Below are 22199 nucleotides of genomic sequence, written 5' to 3' on the forward strand. Positions count from 1 at the left end.
TAGTCTTTTGTGGATTCAGATTACCAGCCTTTCAATATCGAGATGAATGCGGTAACTTTTCTGGGTTAAACTTATTGTTGATGACTGTTTTTATGAGATGATTTGTCTTTATGAAATGGGATGATATTGGAGAACAACCGTGTTCAATCGCCAGAACCTTATCGGTTATTGATGATCGTTGGACCTTGCTGATTTTACGAAATGCTTTTCTGGGAATGCGCCGTTTGAATCCTTTCAACAAAATTTAGGTGTAACCCATCATGTGCAGTTTGAGCATCTAAAACGTCTGGTTGAAAATGATATTTTAATTAATTTTTTTTACGTGCAACGACAAGAACGTTATGAATATCAGTTTGACTGAAAAGGGTTTGGCGCTTTATCCGATTTTAATGTCGATGGTGAATTGGGTAGATGAATGGATGAATGAAGGCTTTGGAAAGCCGATGCAATAATTCATAAAAGCTGTGGTCATCAAATTACACCACCTGCTGTATTTCGAATGTTATGAGCCCATTCATGCCAAGCAGTTTAAACCCGAATTGACCCAAGATTATTTCAATTATTTAGAACGACATAAAATACAGTCTTAAACCTGAATCAATCATCTTTATAGACAATTCGGCGGTTTCGGGATACCTGCCAAACGGCTTAAATGACGTGCCACTAAACCGGTATTAAATTTGTCTTGTAACACTGCATTATTAATGTCGGAACTGACCGTTTTCATCAAATATTTAATCAGTGGGCGCGTTGCAGGTGAATGACCAAACTGTTGGTAGAACTGGCGTACTGCATGCAAGACTTCAAAATGCCATGCTGTGAGTTCTAAACTTAAAGTGTTTGCCAATTCTTGCGCAACGGCTTCATTCCAAATGGTGTAATCGACTAAGTGACCATCTTGATCGAGTTCTAAATTCATCATTAATCTCAAATTAGTTTAAACGTATACAACGGTTATGATTCAAGCAAATATCTGCAAATTCGGCATAAGAAATAATTTTCATATTCTCTGTCTTTTGTCCCGCCAAGATTTCAGCATCGCGATCCAGTACATAAACGCAATTCAATTGTTGCAAGAAAGGCTGTTGAAACTGCAATACAGATTCACCCATTAAAATCAAGGTATCTTCAGGGCTGTAGAGTTGTTCCAGTTTTGCCAGTACCGATGGAGTCGCTGAAAAATTACTTTGTAGCAAATATAAGCTTTTATTCGACATGATTATTTCACTCATTATCTTTACCAGTACAGCACAAAATCAAAACTTTGAATAAACTCACTATTTAACTCAACAAATTCAATATCCTGTTCAGCTTGAGCGACAAAGTCGGAGTTCTGGTTTTTCTTTTCCACTAAAACAGGGGTTAGGTCGTAAAACTCAAAGCTATCGACCATATTGGATGCGATTTTAAAGGCATGTTTAAGCTGTTCAAATTGCAGTTCTGAATTGAGTAAACTTAAGCCTGCATCTTGTAGCAAGACTTTGACTTCACAGCCAAAAGTCGCCAGTACCATCGTGGCAGACAAGCTTTCATGCACTTGTAAATTGGCAAGATTGGCTTGAGTTAAAATAACGAGTACAGATTTCACACAATTTACCTTTTAAAAGCAACAAATTCCAAAAAATAACGTCTTAGAATTGAATCAGACGTTGTGCTGATTGGACAGCATCGGCAAGTTCACCAAGTCCAACCAATTCAAAACCTTGGGCAAGATTGTGTTGGCTAATCTGATGTCGTTTTGCATTTTCCTGATCAGTAATACCACGCGCCAATGCAGCACTGACACAAACCGGTAAGCGAATGGCCAATTTTTGCCATTCTTCAGTCAAATGACGTTGATCATCAGGAGTCCACTGTAAGGCATTCGCAACAGAAACACCGTCCTGATAAAAAAACACGCGAAATGCTTGGTTCTTAGCGTGTAAAGCCTGTGCTAAGCCCAGCGCATGCCAAGCATAGATAGAGGTTGGAGCAGAGGTAATTAGTAATAAGGTACTCATCGAAATTCACTTGAGGAATGCCCAATCCAATGTTGATGCATCCAGACTTCATAAGAAAAAGGTAGTATACAATGATTTTAGTGACTGGTGGTTTAGGCTTTATAGGTTCACATATTGCTTTAAGCCTGATGGCGCATGGGCAAGAAGTCATTATTGTCGATAATTTATCCAATGCGAATTTACAAACCTTAGAACGACTCGAATTTATTTCCGGCATGTATGTGCCATTTGTCAAAATTGATATTCGAAATACACCGGCTTTAAACAAAGTTTTTGAGCAATATTCTGTAGAAGCGGTCATTCATGCCGCAGGTTTTAAGTCAATTGAAGAATCGGCACTTAAACCACTTGAATACTATAACGATAATGTCAGTTGTATTATGAGTTTGCTGCGTGCGATGCAGCGCACTGGAGTACGAACTTTAATCCATTTATCCAGTTTGGCCGTGTATGGACAGTCAAGTTCAACCCTGTCAGAAGATATGCCTTTTAACTATTCTTATCCGAATCCTTATATCAAGTCGCAACAAATGGTAGAAGAAATCATCCGAGATACCGCACTCACAGACAGTGAGTGGAAAATTGCGATCTTGCGATTAAGTAATATTGCGGGTGCGTTTGAACATGCTGTTTTAGGGGAGTTTGTTGCACCATTGCCTAAAAATATTATTCCCTTGGCATTGCAAGCTGCAGCCAAGCAACGAGACTATATTGAGTTACGTCAGCAAGCCCAGACCTTAGACCGCACCGTTGAACGCAGTTTTTTACATGTGCTGGATTGTTGTGATGCCATTATAGCGACTTTACAGTGGCTAAGAACTCAGCCCTATACCTGTGATGCTTTTAATATTGCAGGGCAGAATATGTCCATTCGTGCTTTATTGAGTGAAGTCGCCAAAGTGACCAAAAGCGAAATTAAAACCATAGATGCACCATTTTATGCTTATGCTGAATTAGACCAGATTGGGGCAACCTCGGGTAAAGCACGTGAAATTTTAAAATGGCAGCCTAAACGCACGATTACCCAAATCATAGAAGATTCATGGCGCTTTTATCAGCAAACACTAAAAGGACGTTAAAGAAACAAATGTAAATAATAATCATTTATATTTGTAAAATATTTGATTAAGATCATTAAACATGTCAAAACAGATGAATTGGCTAAAGTTATAAAACAATATGGAAATGAGGTTGATGATGCAAACACGTATTGAACACGACACGATGGGCGATGTTGAAGTTCCGAGTGAAGCAATGTGGGGTGCGCAAACACAGCGTAGTTTGCAAAACTTTAAAATTGGGCAAGAACGCTTACCACGAGCAATGATTCGTGCGATGGGTTTAGTGAAAAAAGCAGCAGCCATCACCAATGCCGAGTTAGATCAAATTCCTCATGAATTGTCGCATTATATTGTGAATGCAACGGAAGAAGTGATTGCTGGGAAATGGGATGAACAGTTCCCATTGGTGGTTTGGCAAACAGGTTCAGGTACGCAAAGTAATATGAACTGTAATGAAGTCATTGCCAATATTGCAAATCAAAAACTGGGGAATCCTTTAGGTTCGCAAAAGCCGGTACATCCGAATGATCATGTGAACCGTGCACAATCCACCAATGACTCATTTCCAACCGCCATTCATGTCGCAGCGAGTTTGCAAATCAATGAACTGCTTATTCCAGCAGTACAACGTTTACGCGATACATTAGACGAAAAATCGAAAGAATTTTCGGATATTGTGAAAATTGGTCGCACGCATTTACAAGATGCAACGCCGTTAACGCTGGGGCAAGAATTTAGTGGTTATGTGGCGCAGCTCGATCATGCCTTAAAACGTTTACATTATGCTTTGTTGGGTTTATATGAATTGCCTTTAGGTGGTACAGCAGTCGGAACTGGGTTAAATGCACATCCTGATTACGCAGTAAAAGCTGCGGCACAATTGGCAACCTTAACGGATTTACCTTTTGTCACTGCACCGAATAAATTTGAAGCTTTGGCAGGGCGTGATGCTGCGGTATTTGCATCGGGTGCTTTGAAAACATTGGCAGCCAGTCTAAATAAAATTGCCAATGATATTCGCTGGCTAGCCAGTGGACCACGTTGTGGTTTTGGTGAAATTCGCATTCCTGAAAATGAACCCGGTTCAAGCATTATGCCAGGCAAGGTTAATCCAACCCAAAGTGAAGCCATGACCATGGTCGTCGCTCAAGTATTGGGTAATGACACGACCATTAATGTCGCTGGGGCTTCGGGTAACTTTGAGTTGAATGTATTTATGCCAGTAATTGCATTTAACTTATTGCAATCGATTCAATTACTGGGCGATGCATGTAATAGTTTCAATGATCATTGCGCAGTCGGTATTGAACCAAACCGTGAAAAAATTGATTATTTCCTGCATAACTCGCTCATGTTAGTCACGGCTTTAAACCCTGTGATCGGTTATGAAAATGCTGCCAAAGTGGCAAAAACGGCTTATAAAGAAGGTAAGACTTTAAAACAGGTTGCGGTTGAATTGAACTTGGTGACAACAGAACAGTTTGATGCTGTGGTAATCCCTGAAAATATGGTTTCACCTAACGTGAAATAAGCATCTAAAGGCTTGAACACTGATCTATTGATCATCAGTGGTTTTTATCTGGTGCATATATGCGTACAATATATACCTAGAAATTAACTGCTGATGATTGATTATGCTTGATGTTTATTTAACAGATGTTCAGAAAAAGGTGCAATTTAAGGATTATCCGGGTGAGCATCCTGTTAAATTTATTTTGAATTTTAAAAAGATTTTTCCGAGTGTGATGGAACTGCTTCTTCCTGTGCTTCCTAACGACGAAAATTTGGATGAAATGACCTGGGAATCGACCACAAAAGATTTTGAGTTGTTCAAATTATTGTTAAGTGGTTGGGGCGTAATTGAATTACGTTTAAATGCGATTAGCCAATTTAAAAATAAGAACTATGCAGATCAATTGGTCAAAGCTGCGCAACAAAAGCGTAGAGAATTTGCCAAGGCCAATAAGATGCTTAAAACAGTTGAACTAGATTATTTGTTTATGCATGAAATTCATGCGTTGATTGATGCTGAATTGGTTGAAATTGGTGAAAAATTCTATTTGCCAACCTTACGTGAGATCTGGAAGAATAAAGTATCGCAAAGTGTTTTGAATGCTAAATTCTAAAACACTATAAAATGTAATAACAATCCTCCAAATATTGGGGGATTTTTTATAGCTGTGTAGTTTATGAGAGACTTGTCTGAATTGTATGCAAGAGTCTATATAAAAAATTAAAGATTTAATTATCAATAAAATGTACTAGATATTGGAATTATTATTGCATATGGTAGGGCAGCAACAAATTTGCACCTTCATTGTTACGAAAGTTGATATTTCACATTTTCTTAACAGTGTAGGCAGGTTGTTGCAAATCTTCCCGAGGAAATATCAAAGGATTTCATTCAATGTCGAATCAGTTTTTAGATTTAATTAATAAACGCCGTACCATTTATGCAGTGGGTAAAAATGTAGAGCAAAGCCCAGAATACTTAACTGAATTGATTCAACATGCCATTAAGCAAAGTCCATCATCTTTTAACTCGCAATCTTCACGTGCCGTGATTTTATTTAATGATGAGCATGAAAAGTTTTGGGGCTTTGTAAAAGAAAAACTCAAGTCTTATGCAAAAGATGAAGACGCTGCTGCAAAAACCAGTGCCAAAATAGATAGCTTTGCTGCCGGTCTCGGTACAGTTCTATTTTTTGAAGATATGGATGTGATTAAAGGCTTGCAAGAGCAGTTCCCATCTTATGCCGATAACTTCCCGGTTTGGGCCGAACATTCAACAGCGATTGCACAGTTCGCGACTTGGACTGCGTTACATACCGATGGTTTAGGTGCGTCACTTCAGCATTACAACCCAATTGTAGATGATCAAGTGCATGCTGAATGGAATATTCCTGCAAGCTGGAAACTTCGTGCACAGCTCGTGTTTGGTTCAGTAGAAGGTGAAGCCAAAGACAAAGGCTATATGGATGATGCAGTGCGTTTTAAAGTGTTTAAATAATTGTTGATTTTACAAGAAAGAAAATAAAAAAAGAGAGGTAAATATGACCTCTCTTTTTTTGAATCTGCCTTTATAAAAGGAGACTTTCTATCAGCGCTATTTTTTAGCTGCTTATTCTTAAGCAGAGGCGTGTTGACGTTTGCTTGCCTTGCGACCATGTAATAGGTAGTAAATGACGATACAGACTAAAACACACATTGCACTGTAGAAATACAGTTGTGAATAGTCGATATAATTCAGTGCCTGACCAATGAAATAAGGACCAAAGCCTAAACCTGCATCCAGAAAAATAAAGAAGGTTGAGGTCGCAAATCCCATACGTTCGATGCTGGCGCTTTTTACCGCAACGGTTTGACAAACAGACTGAATATTGCCATAACCGAAACCCAGTAAGCCTGCACAAAGCAAAAGCATAAACGAACTTTGTACCTGGCTTAATAAAACCATGGCAATCGCCATAATAATAAAAGCAGGATATATAATGATATTTTCGCCTTTACGATCCATCAATGGACCGGTAAATGGACGCGATATCAAGATGGCAATAGCATACATCAAGAAGAAAAACGATGCGGTTTCGACCAGGTCAATTTCTTTGGCATAAAAGTTGATGAAGGACAACACACCTGAATAGCAAATGGATGCCAATAACATAATAAAAGATATCGGCAGTGCTTTATGTTCAACAAATTGTGAAATCCAGCTGGGTTTTTCAACGGGTACAGAAATATCAAGTGGGTTGTTTTGTTGCGGGAGATTCGGCACTTGAATCAGAAGCGCAACCACCAGACAGCTCACTGCGATAATGCTTGAAACAATGAAAATGGCATTATAACCAATGTGCAGCATCATCCAGATGGCAAGGAAAGGACCGATCGCCGTTCCCAAAGTACTGCTCATGCTGTAGTAACCAATGCCTTCACCACGACGAGTTGGCGGCAATATTTGCGCAATAATAGTACCTAAAACAGTGGATGCCATACCCATCATAAAGCCATGCATAAATCGCACGAGTAGAAGCATGCCGACATCGAACTTCATAAAGTAGAAGCCGGAAAAGATCAGGAAGCCTGTTAAACCGACAATCAGTGTGGTTTTACGTCCAAAGCGTTCCAGAAATTTACCTACAAACAAACGGCCAATCAGCGTACCGACAATAAACAAACCAGAAACTAGACCTGCTTGCGCCGTGGTTGCACCGAGTTCAGCGACGGCATAACCGACAATAACTACTACAAGCAGATAAAAGGTCAGTACCAGCTGAAAGTTAATGGAACTGACAAGAATAAAATTTCTTGACCATAAGGGTGCATTTTCATTCATGACGGGATACCTGTTTTAAGGTCTTGCAGATGTTCCATAAGTCTATGAAGGGTGTCCAATGTGCAATTTTGCGAATTTTGATCCAGTGGCAAAAGCAATTGTTGTTCAAACACATCCATTTTTTCAGAGCATATTTGAAAAAGTTCTATACCTTTTACACTCAGGATCAGTTTCTTTTGCCGTTTATCTTCAGTATCGACTTGTTCAAGGACTTCCAGTTGCATCAGTGCATGAATACGTTTTGCAATGGAGGGCTTGGACACATTGAGATATTCCGCAATGTCGATGGAGGTACAGCCTTGTTTTAACTGAATCACATACAGCACTTGCCACAAGGAATAGTTCAATTGATGTTGCAATAAAATGGTATTGATTTCATCACTCATTAAACGCGCGCAGCGTAATAATGAAGCACGAAATTTAAGTGGGTCTGGCATAATAGTTAGCTAGGGTAACTAAATTAATTAAACTTTACGCCTCTTTAAACGGTTGTTCAAGCATTCAGCAAGCTGAAAGCAGGATTTATAGGCAAAAAAAGACCCATCACATAAATGCATTCAGACCACTTTTAAAATTCTTCTTTATAAACTGTAGTGAGTAAAGGGGGAGAGTGTATTGAAGTGCTTGGAATTTAAAAGCATATATTCAAACGCTTTCTAATAAATCGCCAAGCTATAAGTGTGAGATTAAATTTTGCTTCTACGTAGTGGGCTGCTACTTGCTTTTGCAACAGTGCTTTTACAGATTGCGGTATATCTACAGCTATTGCTACCGGAAAAATATCAGATTGCTCCGGTCTGTCTGTCCATGACCCATCATTTAATTACGCCCTCATCTCATTATGTCGATTCTTCTCATGCAGTTCATACATCAGAACATCATCTGGATTTTTTGCATCCTTATTTTTCTTATCATCACGATCATGTACACGATGTACATAATCATCAATGTCAATATTGTACGGTTTATGGTGATCTGGTTCTGCCACCTGATTTTGCTATTAAAGTAGTGGTAGATCGAATAAATATGCGGTTCTTTGCATTTTTGCAGCGCTTTAAACACATTTATTTCGAGCTGCAACGGCTATTTTTAATGCCGCAGGGGCGAGCCCCACCGATTGCTTTATAAAAACTTTGGATTCCAGCTTTTCGCCATGGAATGAACAAACCATTTTTATAGAGATTATATGTATGAATATTCATTTTCTTCCTCAATATCTGAGGAAACAGACAGCCTTTGCCAAAATTGTAGCTCATCCAAAGTGGATTGAAATAATAAATCAACATACTTTGTTTAAGATTCGGGCGTATGCTGAAACAGGTCAAAACAAAAAAATAGCGCGACTGTGTATCTCGTGCTCAATCACCACATTAACGAATTAAAAAAGGTGATGTTATGAATCTAGGTTTAACTGCACTTGAACTGGCACGAATTCAATTTGCGTTCACAGTCTCATTTCATATTATTTTCCCTGCCATTTCCATTGGTCTTGCGAGTTTCCTTGCCGTTTTAGAGTGGCGCTGGCTCAGAACTAAAAATCCGGTATATCAAGACCTGTTCAAGTTTTGGGTCAAGATATTTGCCATTGCCTTTGGTATGGGCGTGGTTTCTGGCGTGGTCATGAGTTACCAGTTCGGAACCAACTGGAGCGAATTCTCACGCGTCTCGGGCAGTGTAACGGGACCACTTCTAGCCTATGAAGTGCTGAGCGCCTTTTTTCTGGAAGCCGGATTCCTGGGTATTATGCTATTTGGCTGGGGGCGTGTTGGTCCTCGGGCACATTTCTTTGCCACCGTCATGGTGGCAGTCGGAACCTGTATTTCCATGTTCTGGATTTTATCGTCTAACAGCTGGATGCAGACGCCACAAGGTTTCAGCATTGAAAATGGCATTATCGTTCCGCAAGACTGGTTGGCCATTGTATTTAATCCTTCTTTCCCATATCGCTTGGCGCATATGGCAATGGCAGCATTCTTGGTGTCGGCCTTGCTGGTTGCAGCGACGGCAGCATGGCATTTAATCCAAGGTCGCCGTGATGCGTTGGTAAAAACGTCGTTTTCTATGGCCTTATGGATGATTTTGGCACTTACCCCCTTACAGGTTCTGATTGGAGACCTGCATGGTATCAATACCTTAAAATATCAACCCGCAAAAATCGCCGCGATAGAAGGGCACTGGGAAACCAATCACAATGAAGGCATGCCTTTGTATTTATTTGGTATTCCAGATATGCAGGCAGAAGAAACCAAATATGCGATTGGTATTCCAAACGTTGGAAGCCTGATTTTAACCCACTCCATGGAGGGCAAGGTTCAGGGCTTGAAAGAATTTGCACCTGAAGATCGGCCAAATTCAACCATCGTTTTTTGGAGCTTTCGGATCATGGTCGGTCTGGGCGTGTTGATGCTGTTATTAGCTTTAATCGGTTTATGGCTCAGGAAAACTGGCCGCTTCTATGAAAGTCCATGGTTTCACCGTTTTGCACTGATTATGGGACCCTCCGGTTTTATCGCAATGTTGGCTGGCTGGTTTACCACGGAAGTCGGGCGTCAACCTTGGGTAGTCTATGGCGTGATGCGGACTAAAGATGCATTATCACCGGTATCGGCAGAACAAGTCGGATTAACCCTGATTATTTTTGTAGTGGTGTATTGCGTGGTCTTTGGCATTGGCATTTATTACATGTTGCGAATCATGCATAAAGGCCCGGAATTTGTTCATTCAGTACCACACAGTGAAGAAAAGGTCATTCAAGCTTCGCATCGTCCATTGGGCAGTACCGATGAAGAGCTGGATGGTCCGCCTCTCGACAATCACCAGGAGAATGACAAATGATTGATTTATCTTTTATCTGGATTGTAATTATTGCTGTTGGCGTACTGATTTACGTGGTACTGGACGGTTTTGACTTGGGTATCGGCATCTTGTTTCCCTTCTTTAAGGCGCAACAAGAACGTGATGTGATGATGAATACCGTCGCCCCAGTATGGGATGGCAATGAAACCTGGATGGTATTGGGCGGGGCAGGATTATTTGCTGCATTTCCCTTGGTTTATTCGACGGTACTTTCTGCGCTATATCTACCCATCATTCTGATGGTAGTTGCACTTATTTTCCGCGGCGTGGCTTTCGAATTCCGTTTTAAATCCAGACGTAACCGGCATCTTTGGGACATGGCCTTTATTGGCGGCTCCATTTTAACCGGATTTTTACAGGGCATTATTCTGGGCGCTTATATCCAAGGGATTAAAACCACCAATGGAATATACACCGGTGGAGGTTTGGATTGGTTAACTCCATTTTCAATCTTTACGGGGATAGGCGTCGTGGTGCTTTATGCCACTTTGGGCTGTGGATGGCTGATCTTTAAAACTGATGCAGACTTGCAAAATAGAATGTATCAGCTTATGCCGAAGATGATTATTGCCTTATTCATTATTTTTGGCTGCGTCAGTATTTATACGCCTTTGGCACATCCGGCAATTGCAGAACGATGGTTCAGTCAACCGCAACTCACTTATTTCAGTCCTGTCCCAATTCTGGTTTTAGTGTTTACCTTTTTGGCTTTACGCGCTTGCAAGCAACGTAAAGAACTCAGTCCATTCATCTACACTCTAGCTTTAGTATTTTTAGCTTATACTGGATTTCTCATCAGTTTATGGCCTTATATTATTCCGCCATCCGTCACCATCTGGGATGCAGCCGCACCGCAAAGTAGTCAGTTATTTACCTTAATTGGTGCACTGCTTTTGATTCCGATTATTCTGATTTATACAGGTTTGTCCTATTGGGTATTCCGCGATAAAGTACGAGTTGGTGATAAAGGCTATCATTAAGGAGCAAATATGAAACTCTCACAAACCCAGTGGTTTATTGTTTTGTGGCTAGGTGGATTCTTTGCTTTAGCACTGGTGGCTGGGGCATTTCGGCTCTTAATTCAACTGGCCTATATCTAATAGCGAACGAAAGTTACTTTAAAAGTGGTCTGCTAAAAACAGACCACTTTGTTTTTGTCGAGCAGACCACTTCGTGGTGATTTAAGTTCTATATTATGTTTATTCACTTTATAGCGCTTATTGTCCGAGGCGATCATGCTGCGAAGCCTAAGCTTCCAATTTATCTTAGATTTTTTTGAATTTACTCAAATTGATTCTAAAAAAATTTTGCAACGACTGGGAATTGAATCCCTCGACGAATTTGATGTCATTCTTCAGCAAAGCCTAGCTGTCCGATCTGCGCAGCAATCATCTCATGATTACATCATTCAAAGTTCGACTTTAGAAAATAGCCTAAGTTATTTATTTACGCCTTTTATTTATGCGGTCTTGAATCAAAATACGATTTATATCGCACCACGACAAAATATTGTTGAACAGGTCTATGCGCATTATTTACATCTTGATGCATTAGAACTGAAAAATCAGCAATCCATTACTGAAATGAATCTATGTCTGGACTTGGTTCCAACAGAATTTAATGACGCTGAATTTAGAATATATGCTTTAGCCAAAGCCTTGCTTGATCCTGCTTGTCAGCATATGACGATGATCGGGCAAAGTGGGCTGAATCCAGCTACCAAACAACAATTGGCAAGTTTATTCCAAGTCCAGATAGATGAAATTTTACTGGATCAAAAACAGTTTAATTTGCCAGAAATTGATTTTAAAAAACTATTCTGGAAAAGAAAGACCCCTGAATTAGCACAAGTCTGTCAAAGCATTGCACAGGAAAATGCACCTTTAGTCAGCCGCCAGTTTCATATGAAATTAAACGATGCCGCGCATTTGATTGACGATTTAATGTATAGCGAACATCTTTTTGAAAAATTATCCGTCTTTGGTGAATTTACCGAAACCATCTTTAAAAACAATCTTGAATCGAAATTGAGGTATGCTAATGAATGAACCTAAAAAGCCTTTCCCATATTTAGTGGTGGGAATTAGCCTGCTGTTAGGCTGCCTGTTCCTTGGGTTGTTCTTCTTGGCAGTGACCAATGAGCCAGAGTATATGCCTTCACATCAGAAGAAACTGGCTGAAGCAGCAAAGGTTCAAGCTCAATAGATAATTCGCTCGCAGGATGAAGATCTTCTGAAGATAATGCCTTGTTTCGATAAGGCATTTTTGGTTATTGTGAAATAAATATAAGTTGGATGTGTACAGGTTGTGAAATGAAACAAAATGAATTTATCCAATTATTAAGCCAAAATCTTGCACAGACCAATGAAAATAAATTAAGAACCAAAATATATTTAGCGATTAAAGCAACCTTGCCACAATTAAACCTGCAGTCCGATTTTAAATGTCCATCCACACGGTTTTTATCCGAACACTTAGGGGTATCTCGTGACACTGTAGAAAAGGTTTATGCCCAATTAGAACAAGAAGGATTGTTGCAACGGATTAAAGGTAAAGGTACTTTTATTAGGGCACAGGTAAAAGCAGAATCTCAAACATCTGAAGCTGTTGAATACCGACTTCCAGAAAATACCGAGCAATTAGAAAATCTATTTTTTGATCAAAACCTGAATTTTTTTGCCGATGGCATGCCTGAAATACGCAATTTCCCGTTTAAAAAATGGTACGAAACTGAAAAAAATGCGCTGAGTCAGTATGGTTTAAATATTTTCTTAAAAGATAATGCTGCTGGTGATGATTTATTGTGTCAGCAAATTGCTCAACACATTAATTTAAATCGAAATACTCAAATATCTGCAGAGCAAGTGCTTATTGTGAATAGCACACAGCAAGCGTTATATCTTTGTGGAAGGGTATTATTTAATCCGAATGATAAAATCATTATGGAAAATCCATATTATTCGAATGCGTATCAACTTTTTAAGCATATGAATCTGGATTTAAAATGTATTGGTTTAGATCGTGAAGGATTAAAAATACAGGATTGTGCCGATATTCAGGATGCAAAAGCAATTTACGTGACTCCGGCTAATCAGTATCCCAGCGGCATTCAAATGAGTGCAACACGAAAAGAACAAGTTATTGAATATGCAGAGCAAAACAATAGTTATATTCTTGAAGATGATTACGATGCCCTATTATTGAATAAAACTCAAAACACGGCTATTTTAGGTTTAGACCCTTATCAACGGACGATTTATCTGGGTTCTTTCAGCAAGTACATTTTACCGAGTTTAAGACTATCTTATTTGATTTTACCCAAAGCGTTAATCGAGCCTTTTAAGCGTTATCGCAATTATATTGATGGCAGTGCGCCGTCGCAATATTTTCAGGTTTTGCTTGGAAATTTTATGCAACGTGGGCATTATGCTGAATATTTAAGACAGATGCAACAACTCTATTTAAAGCGCTATCAAACGTTTATGAGTTGTTTTGAATTTTATTTATCTGAATTCTGTTTTGTGAAACAGCATCATCCCAGTATGCAGGTCGCATGTTATTTTAAAGCAGAGATTCCAAATGCACTTGAACAGGCTTTGGTAAATGGTGCAGCGCTACACAATATTGCGATTACACGTCTAAGCCAGTTTTATGAATATGATCGCGAATATGGTTTTGTTCTTGGGTTTAGTTCACTTAACGATACTGAAATTAAACTGTGTATGAAAGAACTGCGCCAACTCATACACAATGAATTGGCGCGCCTGATATAAAGCAATCTGATATTTTTTATAATAAGAATTTAATCCTGTTATTTATTCTGTTTACGATAAACACTCGGACGTACAGGACGGGAACTTTTCCATAAACCTTTTTTCTGTTTTTTGGCTTTATCTTGAAGTGACATCATATATTGTAAATGTTTTTTATCTTTGATGTATTCTTCATAGACCCAAGCCGCACCACGTTTGACCATCTCTTCATTCATGCTTTTACGATAGCGGTAAATGACCCCGACACAGCGTCCATACCGATCAACATCGGTAATTTTTATCCGTACCCATTTTTGGTGCACCATACTTTTAATCAAACGTGCCGATTCTTTGCCATAGTCCTGATTTGATTCTGGCGCATCGACATAGGCAAAACGTAATTTGGTTTCTGAACGTCGTAAGTTTAAGCGATGGCAGGTGAGAGTATCACCATCACTAATGGCTGTGACTCGGCAATAATAGCTTTTTCCCTTTTTAAAGGGTCTCAATAATTGGGTAAAAAATTGAGCAATTTTTCGGAAAATAAAAAACAAAACAATGCACAACAGCATGCCCAAAATAATGAGCCAAATAGGGGAGAGACTTGCCAACATAGAAGAAATCTTTGTTGAAATTGGCTTGAAAACTTCAGTCCAAATTCAGCAATAAAAAAGAGAAATATGAGGTTTTAGTGTAATTCAAATGGCAAAAATTAAGTGCTGAATAAATAGGCAAATAGCGCTGAAACCTTCACCAACTCAGTATTTCGTCTATTTATTCAGCAAAAGATTATATCTAAATAACAAATAACGCAGATCAATATAAGATGCTAAAACAGCTATAAATAGCCTAAGTGAATTCTATGTCTTCTTATACAAAAAATTAGCTATAAAAAACCCATTTAAAAAAATAACATGAGTTGATTTTATACCTAAATAGCCTAAGCAGATTAATATCATTATTATAAAATAGCCTAAGTAAAAATTTTGGAAATTTCGCTTCGCAAAAAAATATGCCGCAAATTTAATTTCAAATCCTTATGCCAATACATCCCCAAATCAATATTTGGAAGTTCAACAGGGACATCAAAAATATTTAGACCATCTGCCAATTGTAAATGAACCAATATATTTTTAGGAATGGTGAGAATAGCTTGAGGCTGTTGGCTTAAAATCTGCAGGGCAGTTGAATAATGCTGACAACGTAAAAAAATCTGACGAGAAAGCTGTTTTCGGTTCAAATAAATATCTTCAACCAAAACCCCAGTACGTCGTGATGAAACTCCAATATGCGGTGAGGCCAGATAAATATCTTCAGTCATGCTTTGCTGCTGAGTACACACCACAAACTGGTCCTGCACCAGTTTTTCAAATTGAATTTTTTCCCCAAAGTTTTGTTCTAAATCAATCACAAAATCTACTTGCTGAGTGGCCAGATCGGTAACGACATTTTTACGGTCTAGCTTAATACTGGAAAATTGAATCGCTAAATTAAGTTGGTGAAAATGTTCCACTAATTTGGGGAAGATAATCGGCTCAATTTCATCATGCACTGCAATTTTTAAGGTTTGCACCATGCTCGAATCAAAATTTCGTTTTTGTATTGAAATACCTTTAATTGCAATCAAGGCATTTTTAATCACAGGATAAATCTGTTCAGCAAATGGTGTGGGTAACATTTTACTGCCTGCACGGACAAATAAATCATCCTGCAAATGTTGTCTTAGCCGTTGCAAGGCATGACTGGCCGCAGATTGGCTAATACATAAAATCTGCGCAGATTTGGAAATACTTCTTTGCTCATAAATCGCAATAAAAAGTGGATATAAATTAATATCGATACGGTGGAAAATTGCCAGATCAACGGTACTACTAATCGGACTTTTATTATGAATACTGTTCATAGTTTCGTATTGAATTAAATCATTTTGTTCATAGTAGTTTTTGAGCTAAGGTGTTGTAAAGAGCAGTAATGACAATATTTAGAGGGAAGTTGCCATGTTTGAATTATCAGCACGTGCACAAGATTTTGTAGAACGTACCAAAACCTTTATAAAAAATGAAATTGAACCGGTTGAAACAGAATTTTGGAATGAAGTTCATGCGTTGAATCAAGGTGGTGACTGGACAAAATGGCAATGGCCAGCACAAATCGAAGTCCTTAAAAATAAAGCCAAAGCAGCTGGGCTTTGGAACATGTTCCTACCGGATCCTGTTTTAGGACAAGGTTTATCTGTACAGGAATATGCCCATATTGCCGAACTGACAGGTCGCAGTTTAATTGCACCTACCGTATTTAACTGTAATGCACCTGACAGTGGCAACATGGAAGTGTTGTGGCGTTATGGTTCTGATGCCCAAAAACAACAGTGGTTAACGCCCTTACTCGAAGGCAAAATCCGGTCAGTGTTTTGTATGACTGAACCAGATGTCGCTTCTAGTGATGCAACCAATATGCAGGCGACGGCGGTCATTGAAGGTGATGAAATTGTTTTAAATGGTCGTAAATGGTGGTCGTCAGGTTTAGGCGATCCTAATGCAAAACTCATCATTTTTATGGCGCATACCCCAGACGCAAGCAAAGACCGTCATCATCAACATTCTATGGTTCTGGTTCCTGTAGAAACTTCAGGCGTGAAAATAGAACGGATGTTGCCGGTTTTTGGTGATTACGATGCACCACATGGTCACGGCGAAATCAGCTTCAATAATGTCCGTGTTCCGGTTGCCAACTTTATTGGTGGTGCGGGGCAAGGTTTTGAAATTGCCCAAGGTCGTTTAGGACCAGGTCGTATTCATCATTGCATGCGTTGTATTGGCGCGGCAGAAAAATCACTTGAACTGATGATTGACCGCGGCATGAGCCGAACTGCTTTTGGTAAAGAAATTTTAAAATTGGGCGGTAACCTGGAACGTGTTGCTGAAGCCCGAGTTGCCATTGATCAAGCTCGACTTTTAACTTTGTATGCCGCGTATAAAATGGATACTTTAGGCAATATGGCTGCTTTAACTGAAATCTCTGCGATTAAAGTAGTTGCGCCAAGTGTGCTGGAAAAAGTAGTCGATATGGCAATCCAGATTCACGGCGGTGCAGGGGTTTCGCGTGATACACCACTGACAGGTTTCTTTGCTCAAGCACGTAGCCTACGTTTGGCCGACGGTCCCGATGAAGTGCATAAAGGCATGATTGCCAAGCTTGAACTGGCAAAACGTGGCTACGGTTCACGTCGCAAGTAATATCTAAAAATATTGTAGATGAGACTTCTTACAACTTTGTACAAATTTTCCTATCAATGGAAAATGAAAAAGGTATAAATAAGGTGATGTAAGAAGTCTTTTGAAATTGAAGATTTAGGAAAATAACAATGTCAGTCATTGATGTGAGTGGAAATGTTCGTCCGGGCGAAGAACTGGACGTAATCTCAGTAGAAAACTGGTTAAAAGCACAAGGTATTGATTTACAGGGTCAGGTCGAAGTCACTCAATATTCAGGTGGAGCTTCAAACTGGACTTACCGTTTGAAATACGACAATACTGATTTGATTCTACGTCGTCCGCCTAAAGGTACTAAAGCCAAATCTGCCCATGACATGGCACGTGAATACAATGTGCAAAAAAATCTGGCACCGTTCTATCCTGTACTGCCTAAAATGGTCGCGTTGTGTCAGGACGAATCCGTGATTGGCTGTGACTTCTATGTGATGCAAAGGATAGAAGGCATTATTCCGCGTGCCAATTTACCCAAAGAACTGCATTTCAATGAAGCACAAGTTCGCGAACTGTGTATCAATGTCATCGACAAATTGATTGAATTGCATCAAGTCCCTTATCAAGGAACAGAGCTGGAAAAACTGGGCAAAGGCGACGGATACTGTCGTCGTCAGGTGGAAGGTTGGGATGCACGCTATGAAAAAGCCAAAACCATCAATGTGCCTTCCTTTAAATATGTACGTAACTGGCTCAAAGACAATATTCCTGCGGATTCGACCAGTTGCATCATTCACAATGACTGGCGTTTTGATAACGTGATTTTAGATCCCCACAATCCAACTCAGGTCATTGGCGTGCTAGACTGGGAAATGGCCACTGTGGGTGATCCGCTGATGGATTTGGGTTCAGCTTTGGCCTATTGGGTTGAAGAGACTGACAATCAAATTTTTAAAGCGACACGTCGTCAACCTACCCATTTAAAAGGCATGTTTAGCCGTAAAGAAGTGGTAGATTATTATTTAGAAAAAACGGGTCTGCAGCCTGAAAACTGGACCTTCTATGAAGTGTTCGGCATTTTCCGTTTAGCCGTGATCGCGCAGCAAATTTATTACCGTTATCACCACAAACAAACCAATAATCCTGCGTTTAAGGATTTCTGGATTGTGATTCATGCCTTACATATCCGTGCATTAAAACTGATTGGTAAACAGAAGTTCGAAGCCAATGACATTGCACAGAAATATAAAGCAAAACTTCAGGAAATTTTAGGAAAATTATAATGACCACAATTTATCTGATTCGTCACGGGCAGGCTTCATTTGGTGCGGAAAGTTATGACAAACTTTCACCGAATGGCGAATTACAGGCAAAATTATTGGGTCAGTATTTCAATCAAATTCTGAAAGAAGAACCTTATGTCGTTGCCGGTTCGATGCAGCGTCATCAACAAACCGCCAATCTTGCTTTGGCTGAATGTTTTCCCGAGACAGAAATTCAAACCGACAGTGCTTGGAACGAGTTCAACCATCAACAGGTTTTTGCCCAATATGAACCGCGTTTTAATGAACCACATTTGTTAAAACAGGATGTCGAAAATGAAGTCAATCCACGTGCGTATTTAGCCAAAATTTTTGAAGGTGCCATTGAACGCTGGACCGGTGGTGACTATCACCATGAATATGATGAGTCCTGGCCAGATTTTAAAAGCCGTGTAGAAACGGCACTACAAAATTTATGTGATGAATTGGCAAAAACCAAACCGCGTTATGCCGTGGTATTTACCTCGGGTGGGGTGATTTCAGTGGCTGCAGGCAAATTACTCGAGCTTAATGCAAATCGTACTTTTGCACTGAACTGGGCGATTACCAATACCAGTATAACTACATTACGTTTGGTTGGAAACGAGCCGCAATTACTGAGTTTAAATGAACATCATTTTATTAAAGCTGAAGATCCTCAATTACTGACATGGATTTGATATTAGAAAAATAGGAAAGGAATAGATCATGGCAAAAACGATTTTAATTACCGGTGCCAGCTCGGGTATTGGTGCGGGAATGGCACGTGAATTTGCACAAAAAGGCTATAACCTTGCCATTTGCGCACGTCGTTTGGAACGTCTTGAAACTTTAAAGCAAGAACTTGAAAGCAAATATGGCATTAAAGTGATTGCGAAAACTTTAGACGTGACCAATTACGATCAAGTCTTTGAAGTATTTAAAGCTTTCAAAGAGGAATTTGGCACGATTGACCGTGTGATCGTAAACGCAGGTGTTGGAGAGGGTCGTCGTATTGGTAAAGGCAATTTTGAAATTAACCGTGCTACGGTAGAAACCAACTTTATTTCTGCTTTAGCGCAATGTGAAGCGGCTGTTGAAATTTTCCGTGCGCAAAATTCTGGTCATCTGGTGATGATTTCATCGATGAGTGCAATGCGTGGAATGCCAAAACATTTAACCGCGTACGGCGCAAGCAAGGCAGGGGTTGCACATTTGGCAGAAGGTATTCGGGCCGAACTGATGGATACGCCAATTAAAGTCACCACCATATTCCCGGGTTATATTCGTACCGAACTGAATGAAGGCGCGAATAAATTACCTTTTGAAGTGGATGAAAAAACAGGATCGCATTTACTGGTGAAAGCCATTGAAAAAGCACCGGTCAAAGCTTATGTCCCACAATGGCCTTGGTTGCCATTAGGTTTGGCAATGAAAGTATTGCCGCTAAAGTGGGTGAATAAGTTGGGTTGAGGAGCTAATGAATCGAAGGCGCTGAATGCGCCTTTTATTTTTCCAAGATTTTTTAATAAACATTAAGGTCGTGATAGCGACTCAATTATCTATTATTTTTAGAAATAAGAATGCCTAACATCATAATGAAGGTGCTCACTCCACCTATGACAAAACTCATGAGTCCCATTTCAACAGTCAATATCTCATTCCAAAGATTATTATTGCTCCAGGGTACATAAACACCCTGTCTCCACAAAAAGCTAATCGCACATAAAATGAGAAAGCTGATGAAAGTTGCAATGATAAGCGTAACGACAAGATTTTTCCAAATTTTACAGCCGACGATTAATGTAATAACGGTGAGGCCAACTATTGCAATTATTGATATTAATAAAACACTATTCCAATAGTCCATATTGATTACTCTTGGCTAAGTCAATAATAAAATTATGAGAGTTTCGTGTTTAAATTTCTAAATGTTACTTTAATATGAATCTCCGATAAAAAGTAGGTAATTTTTCCAAAAAATGCTGGAGTTTAGCTTTCTTATGAATAAATCTTTATTAAATTACTGAAAAGCAGATTGTTTAGTCTAATTAGATGAAACTGAATTTTTAAAATAATTGAAAGAAGATATTTACTGGATAGAAGTTTCGCATCAAATGGAACAATAACGGCTTATTATTAAAGTTTGATCAGTGAAGTAATTATACTCTAATTGTATTAATGCAAAGATCGAGCAAAAGTCCGAATTTTAAGGAAGGGGCTTTTTATCAAATTCAGCATCTATAGCTTCGACTTGCAGTTCTAAATAAATAGCTTTAAACATGGGAAGGATATATTTTTTTAATGACATTCTTTATTGATCATATTTTCTAGTTTTATCGCTGAAACCAGAGGATATTTCATGTTTTAAAATGATGATGCTCGAGATATTTTTAACAATATGCACATTGGGTCAATGATTTTAACAAGCTAAAATCGTATATTGATCAATATATTTTTGCTATTTAAATCATTTATGTTTTTAAAAATTTCAACTATTGCCCTTATTCCATCCCTTATTATTCAAGGTAATGCAGTCAAAAAAAATACATTACGCTTAACCGAACCCGATGGAAACCGTCAGGGGATGATAGGAACAGGGAAACCGCTGTCTATTTTAATTTTAGGTGATTCGGCAGCAGCAGGTGTTGGAGTTGAAATTCAGGAAGACGCTTTACTAGGCGCTGTGTTGAATCAGTTAAAAGATCAATATCGAATCAGTTATATGCTGGAAGCAAAAACCGGACATACCACAGGACAAGTGATTAAAACTGCCAAAGATATGTCAGCTCAACACTTTGATGTGGTGATTACTTCTGTAGGGGTGAATGACATTACCAAACTGACACCACCTAAAAACTGGATTCAAAAACAGCAACAACTTTATGCAGAGATTAACCAGAAGTTTACACCTGAATTGATTATTGCCGCTGGTGTGCCGCCGATGAACATGTTTCCGGCTTTACCCAATCCACTGGCATGGTTATTTGGACAATATGCTAAAGGCATGAACAAAACTCTTGGGAAATTCATGCAAAAGCAAGCCAATATGCAATGGATTGAATATGATCTAGCACGATTTAAAAGCTTAAACTTGGAAATGGCAGCAGACGGCTTTCATCCAAGCAAGGAAATTTATGCACTTTGGGGTGAACAGGTGGCAGATAAAATTCGTCAAATGTTTTAAATTAAGCTAAAGACTGATCAATGGGCTGTTATGACCACCGAACTGGAAATTGAAACTCATCCACTTGAACCATTTTTACCAGAAAATGCCAAGTTAATCATGATGGGGAGTTTTCCACCGCCTAAAAACCGCTGGAAAATGGAGTTCTATTATCCAAACTATCAAAATGACATGTGGAAGATTTTTGGTTTGGTTTTCTTTCAAAATAAAGAACACTTTTTAGATATTGCCAACAAAAACTTCAAGGAACAGCAGATCCGAGAGTTTTTAATGGAAAAAGGCATCGCAATTTTTGATACGGCCTATCAAATCATTCGCCTAAAAGGCAATGCTTCAGACAAATTCCTGCAAATTGCCAAGCCAACTGATTTAGCGCAACTATTACAGCATATTCCACAGTGTCACAGCATTATGACCACAGGCGATAAAGCGACTGATACTTTAATGCTTTCTATGCCAGAAGGAACACTTAAACCGGTGATTGGCGAATCTTCTAAGGCTTATTTCGCAAATCGTGAATTAAC

At 39.1% G+C, this 22199-nt stretch carries 26 protein-coding genes and 1 pseudogene; 18 read left to right on the forward strand and 9 right to left on the reverse strand.

Annotation, left to right across the window (positions count from 1 at the left end; all coding sequences use genetic code 11):
• The first annotated feature begins 110 nt into the window (after window positions 1–110).
• Window positions 111–590 (forward strand): annotated as a pseudogene (locus HLH14_RS09625) (winged helix-turn-helix transcriptional regulator).
• Window positions 591–607: 17 nt separating this feature from the next.
• Here the strand turns inward: HLH14_RS09625 and HLH14_RS09630 are convergent.
• Genes HLH14_RS09630 through tusD form a run of 4 tightly spaced genes read right to left on the reverse strand, consistent with a single transcriptional unit; the run spans window position 608 to window position 2000 of the window.
• Window positions 608–919, reverse strand: a complete 312-nt coding sequence (locus tag HLH14_RS09630; RefSeq protein ID WP_171533029.1) for a TusE/DsrC/DsvC family sulfur relay protein — start codon at window positions 917–919, stop codon at window positions 608–610.
• Between the two features lie 13 nt (window positions 920–932).
• Window positions 933–1232, reverse strand: coding sequence for a DsrH/TusB family sulfur relay protein (locus HLH14_RS09635; RefSeq protein ID WP_235940492.1), 300 nt, complete (start codon window positions 1230–1232; stop codon window positions 933–935).
• Between the two features lie 5 nt (window positions 1233–1237).
• A complete protein-coding gene (locus HLH14_RS09640) occupies window positions 1238–1588 on the reverse strand; it encodes a hypothetical protein (RefSeq protein WP_171533012.1) in 351 nt (116 codons plus the stop codon).
• Between the two features lie 43 nt (window positions 1589–1631).
• Window positions 1632–2000, reverse strand: a complete 369-nt coding sequence (tusD, locus tag HLH14_RS09645; RefSeq protein WP_171533013.1) for a sulfurtransferase complex subunit TusD — start codon at window positions 1998–2000, stop codon at window positions 1632–1634.
• A gap of 71 nt (window positions 2001–2071) precedes the next feature.
• On the opposite strand from tusD, the gene HLH14_RS09650 reads away from it, so the two are divergent.
• The 4 genes from HLH14_RS09650 to HLH14_RS09665 all read left to right on the forward strand — a co-directional run bounded on the left by HLH14_RS09650 (window position 2072) and on the right by HLH14_RS09665 (window position 6071).
• Window positions 2072–3079: an NAD-dependent epimerase/dehydratase family protein gene (locus HLH14_RS09650; protein WP_171533014.1), complete on the forward strand. Its 1008-nt coding sequence runs from the start codon at window positions 2072–2074 to the stop codon at window positions 3077–3079.
• Between the two features lie 118 nt (window positions 3080–3197).
• Entirely contained in the window at window positions 3198–4592 is a 1395-nt protein-coding gene (fumC, locus tag HLH14_RS09655; RefSeq protein WP_171533031.1) for a class II fumarate hydratase, read from the forward strand.
• A 103-nt stretch (window positions 4593–4695) separates the two neighbouring features.
• Window positions 4696–5187 (forward strand): hypothetical protein, encoded by a 492-nt coding sequence (locus HLH14_RS09660; protein ID WP_171533015.1) that lies wholly within the window; start codon window positions 4696–4698, stop codon window positions 5185–5187.
• A 281-nt stretch (window positions 5188–5468) separates the two neighbouring features.
• On the forward strand, window positions 5469–6071 hold the full coding sequence (locus tag HLH14_RS09665; RefSeq protein ID WP_171533016.1) for a nitroreductase family protein: 603 nt from the start codon (window positions 5469–5471) through the stop codon (window positions 6069–6071).
• 117 nt (window positions 6072–6188) lie between these two features.
• Here HLH14_RS09665 and HLH14_RS09670 read toward each other — a convergent pair whose 3' ends face one another.
• A complete protein-coding gene (locus HLH14_RS09670) occupies window positions 6189–7394 on the reverse strand; it encodes an MFS transporter (RefSeq protein ID WP_171533017.1) in 1206 nt (401 codons plus the stop codon).
• Complete coding sequence (locus HLH14_RS09675) at window positions 7391–7831, reverse strand: MarR family winged helix-turn-helix transcriptional regulator (RefSeq protein ID WP_171533018.1); 441 nt, start codon at window positions 7829–7831, stop codon at window positions 7391–7393. The genes HLH14_RS09670 and HLH14_RS09675 overlap by 4 nt, the downstream gene beginning before the upstream one ends.
• A 256-nt stretch (window positions 7832–8087) precedes the next feature.
• Between HLH14_RS09675 and HLH14_RS09680 the strand changes: the two genes are divergently transcribed.
• The 7 genes from HLH14_RS09680 to pdxR all read left to right on the forward strand — a co-directional run bounded on the left by HLH14_RS09680 (window position 8088) and on the right by pdxR (window position 14023).
• Window positions 8088–8522: a DUF2946 domain-containing protein gene (locus HLH14_RS09680; protein WP_171533019.1), complete on the forward strand. Its 435-nt coding sequence runs from the start codon at window positions 8088–8090 to the stop codon at window positions 8520–8522.
• 267 nt (window positions 8523–8789) lie between these two features.
• The gene (locus HLH14_RS09685; RefSeq protein ID WP_171533020.1) at window positions 8790–10229 is read left to right on the forward strand and encodes a cytochrome ubiquinol oxidase subunit I; all 1440 of its coding nucleotides are present in this window, start codon (window positions 8790–8792) and stop codon (window positions 10227–10229) included.
• Complete coding sequence (cydB, locus tag HLH14_RS09690) at window positions 10226–11230, forward strand: cytochrome d ubiquinol oxidase subunit II (protein WP_086193304.1); 1005 nt, start codon at window positions 10226–10228, stop codon at window positions 11228–11230. The genes HLH14_RS09685 and cydB overlap by 4 nt, the downstream gene beginning before the upstream one ends.
• 9 nt (window positions 11231–11239) lie before the next feature.
• Window positions 11240–11350 (forward strand): DUF2474 domain-containing protein, encoded by a 111-nt coding sequence (locus HLH14_RS09695; protein ID WP_086193303.1) that lies wholly within the window; start codon window positions 11240–11242, stop codon window positions 11348–11350.
• Window positions 11351–11485: 135 nt separating this feature from the next.
• Window positions 11486–12298, forward strand: coding sequence for a hypothetical protein (locus HLH14_RS09700; RefSeq protein WP_171533021.1), 813 nt, complete (start codon window positions 11486–11488; stop codon window positions 12296–12298).
• Window positions 12291–12455: a hypothetical protein gene (locus HLH14_RS09705; RefSeq protein ID WP_165493776.1), complete on the forward strand. Its 165-nt coding sequence runs from the start codon at window positions 12291–12293 to the stop codon at window positions 12453–12455. The genes HLH14_RS09700 and HLH14_RS09705 overlap by 8 nt, the downstream gene beginning before the upstream one ends.
• 107 nt (window positions 12456–12562) lie before the next feature.
• Window positions 12563–14023: a MocR-like pyridoxine biosynthesis transcription factor PdxR gene (pdxR, locus tag HLH14_RS09710; RefSeq protein WP_171533022.1), complete on the forward strand. Its 1461-nt coding sequence runs from the start codon at window positions 12563–12565 to the stop codon at window positions 14021–14023.
• 38 nt (window positions 14024–14061) lie between these two features.
• On the opposite strand, the gene HLH14_RS09715 is transcribed toward pdxR, so the two are convergent.
• Window positions 14062–14616, reverse strand: coding sequence for a thermonuclease family protein (locus tag HLH14_RS09715; RefSeq protein WP_131271858.1), 555 nt, complete (start codon window positions 14614–14616; stop codon window positions 14062–14064).
• Between the two features lie 359 nt (window positions 14617–14975).
• Complete coding sequence (locus HLH14_RS09720) at window positions 14976–15905, reverse strand: LysR family transcriptional regulator (RefSeq protein ID WP_171533023.1); 930 nt, start codon at window positions 15903–15905, stop codon at window positions 14976–14978.
• A gap of 94 nt (window positions 15906–15999) precedes the next feature.
• On the opposite strand from HLH14_RS09720, the gene HLH14_RS09725 reads away from it, so the two are divergent.
• The 4 genes from HLH14_RS09725 (at window position 16000) to HLH14_RS09740 (ending at window position 19961) form a co-directional block, all read left to right on the forward strand.
• On the forward strand, window positions 16000–17238 hold the full coding sequence (locus HLH14_RS09725) for an acyl-CoA dehydrogenase family protein (protein WP_171533024.1): 1239 nt from the start codon (window positions 16000–16002) through the stop codon (window positions 17236–17238).
• Window positions 17239–17366: 128 nt separating this feature from the next.
• A complete protein-coding gene (locus tag HLH14_RS09730) occupies window positions 17367–18491 on the forward strand; it encodes a phosphotransferase family protein (RefSeq protein ID WP_171533025.1) in 1125 nt (374 codons plus the stop codon).
• Window positions 18491–19189, forward strand: coding sequence for a histidine phosphatase family protein (locus HLH14_RS09735; protein WP_171533026.1), 699 nt, complete (start codon window positions 18491–18493; stop codon window positions 19187–19189). The genes HLH14_RS09730 and HLH14_RS09735 overlap by 1 nt, the downstream gene beginning before the upstream one ends.
• A gap of 28 nt (window positions 19190–19217) precedes the next feature.
• Window positions 19218–19961, forward strand: coding sequence for an SDR family oxidoreductase (locus HLH14_RS09740; RefSeq protein ID WP_131271853.1), 744 nt, complete (start codon window positions 19218–19220; stop codon window positions 19959–19961).
• An 85-nt stretch (window positions 19962–20046) separates the two neighbouring features.
• Here HLH14_RS09740 and HLH14_RS09745 read toward each other — a convergent pair whose 3' ends face one another.
• Complete coding sequence (locus HLH14_RS09745) at window positions 20047–20358, reverse strand: hypothetical protein (RefSeq protein WP_086193294.1); 312 nt, start codon at window positions 20356–20358, stop codon at window positions 20047–20049.
• Window positions 20359–20964: 606 nt separating this feature from the next.
• On the opposite strand from HLH14_RS09745, the gene HLH14_RS09750 reads away from it, so the two are divergent.
• Window positions 20965–21675: an SGNH/GDSL hydrolase family protein gene (locus HLH14_RS09750; protein WP_171533027.1), complete on the forward strand. Its 711-nt coding sequence runs from the start codon at window positions 20965–20967 to the stop codon at window positions 21673–21675.
• Between the two features lie 30 nt (window positions 21676–21705).
• Window positions 21706–22199 (forward strand): uracil-DNA glycosylase family protein (locus HLH14_RS09755; protein WP_171533028.1); only part of this gene is annotated, 494 nt, incomplete at its 3' end.

The sequence above is a fragment of the Acinetobacter terrae genome (assembly GCF_013004375.1).
GTDB classification, from domain to species: Bacteria; Pseudomonadota; Gammaproteobacteria; order Pseudomonadales; family Moraxellaceae; genus Acinetobacter; species Acinetobacter terrae.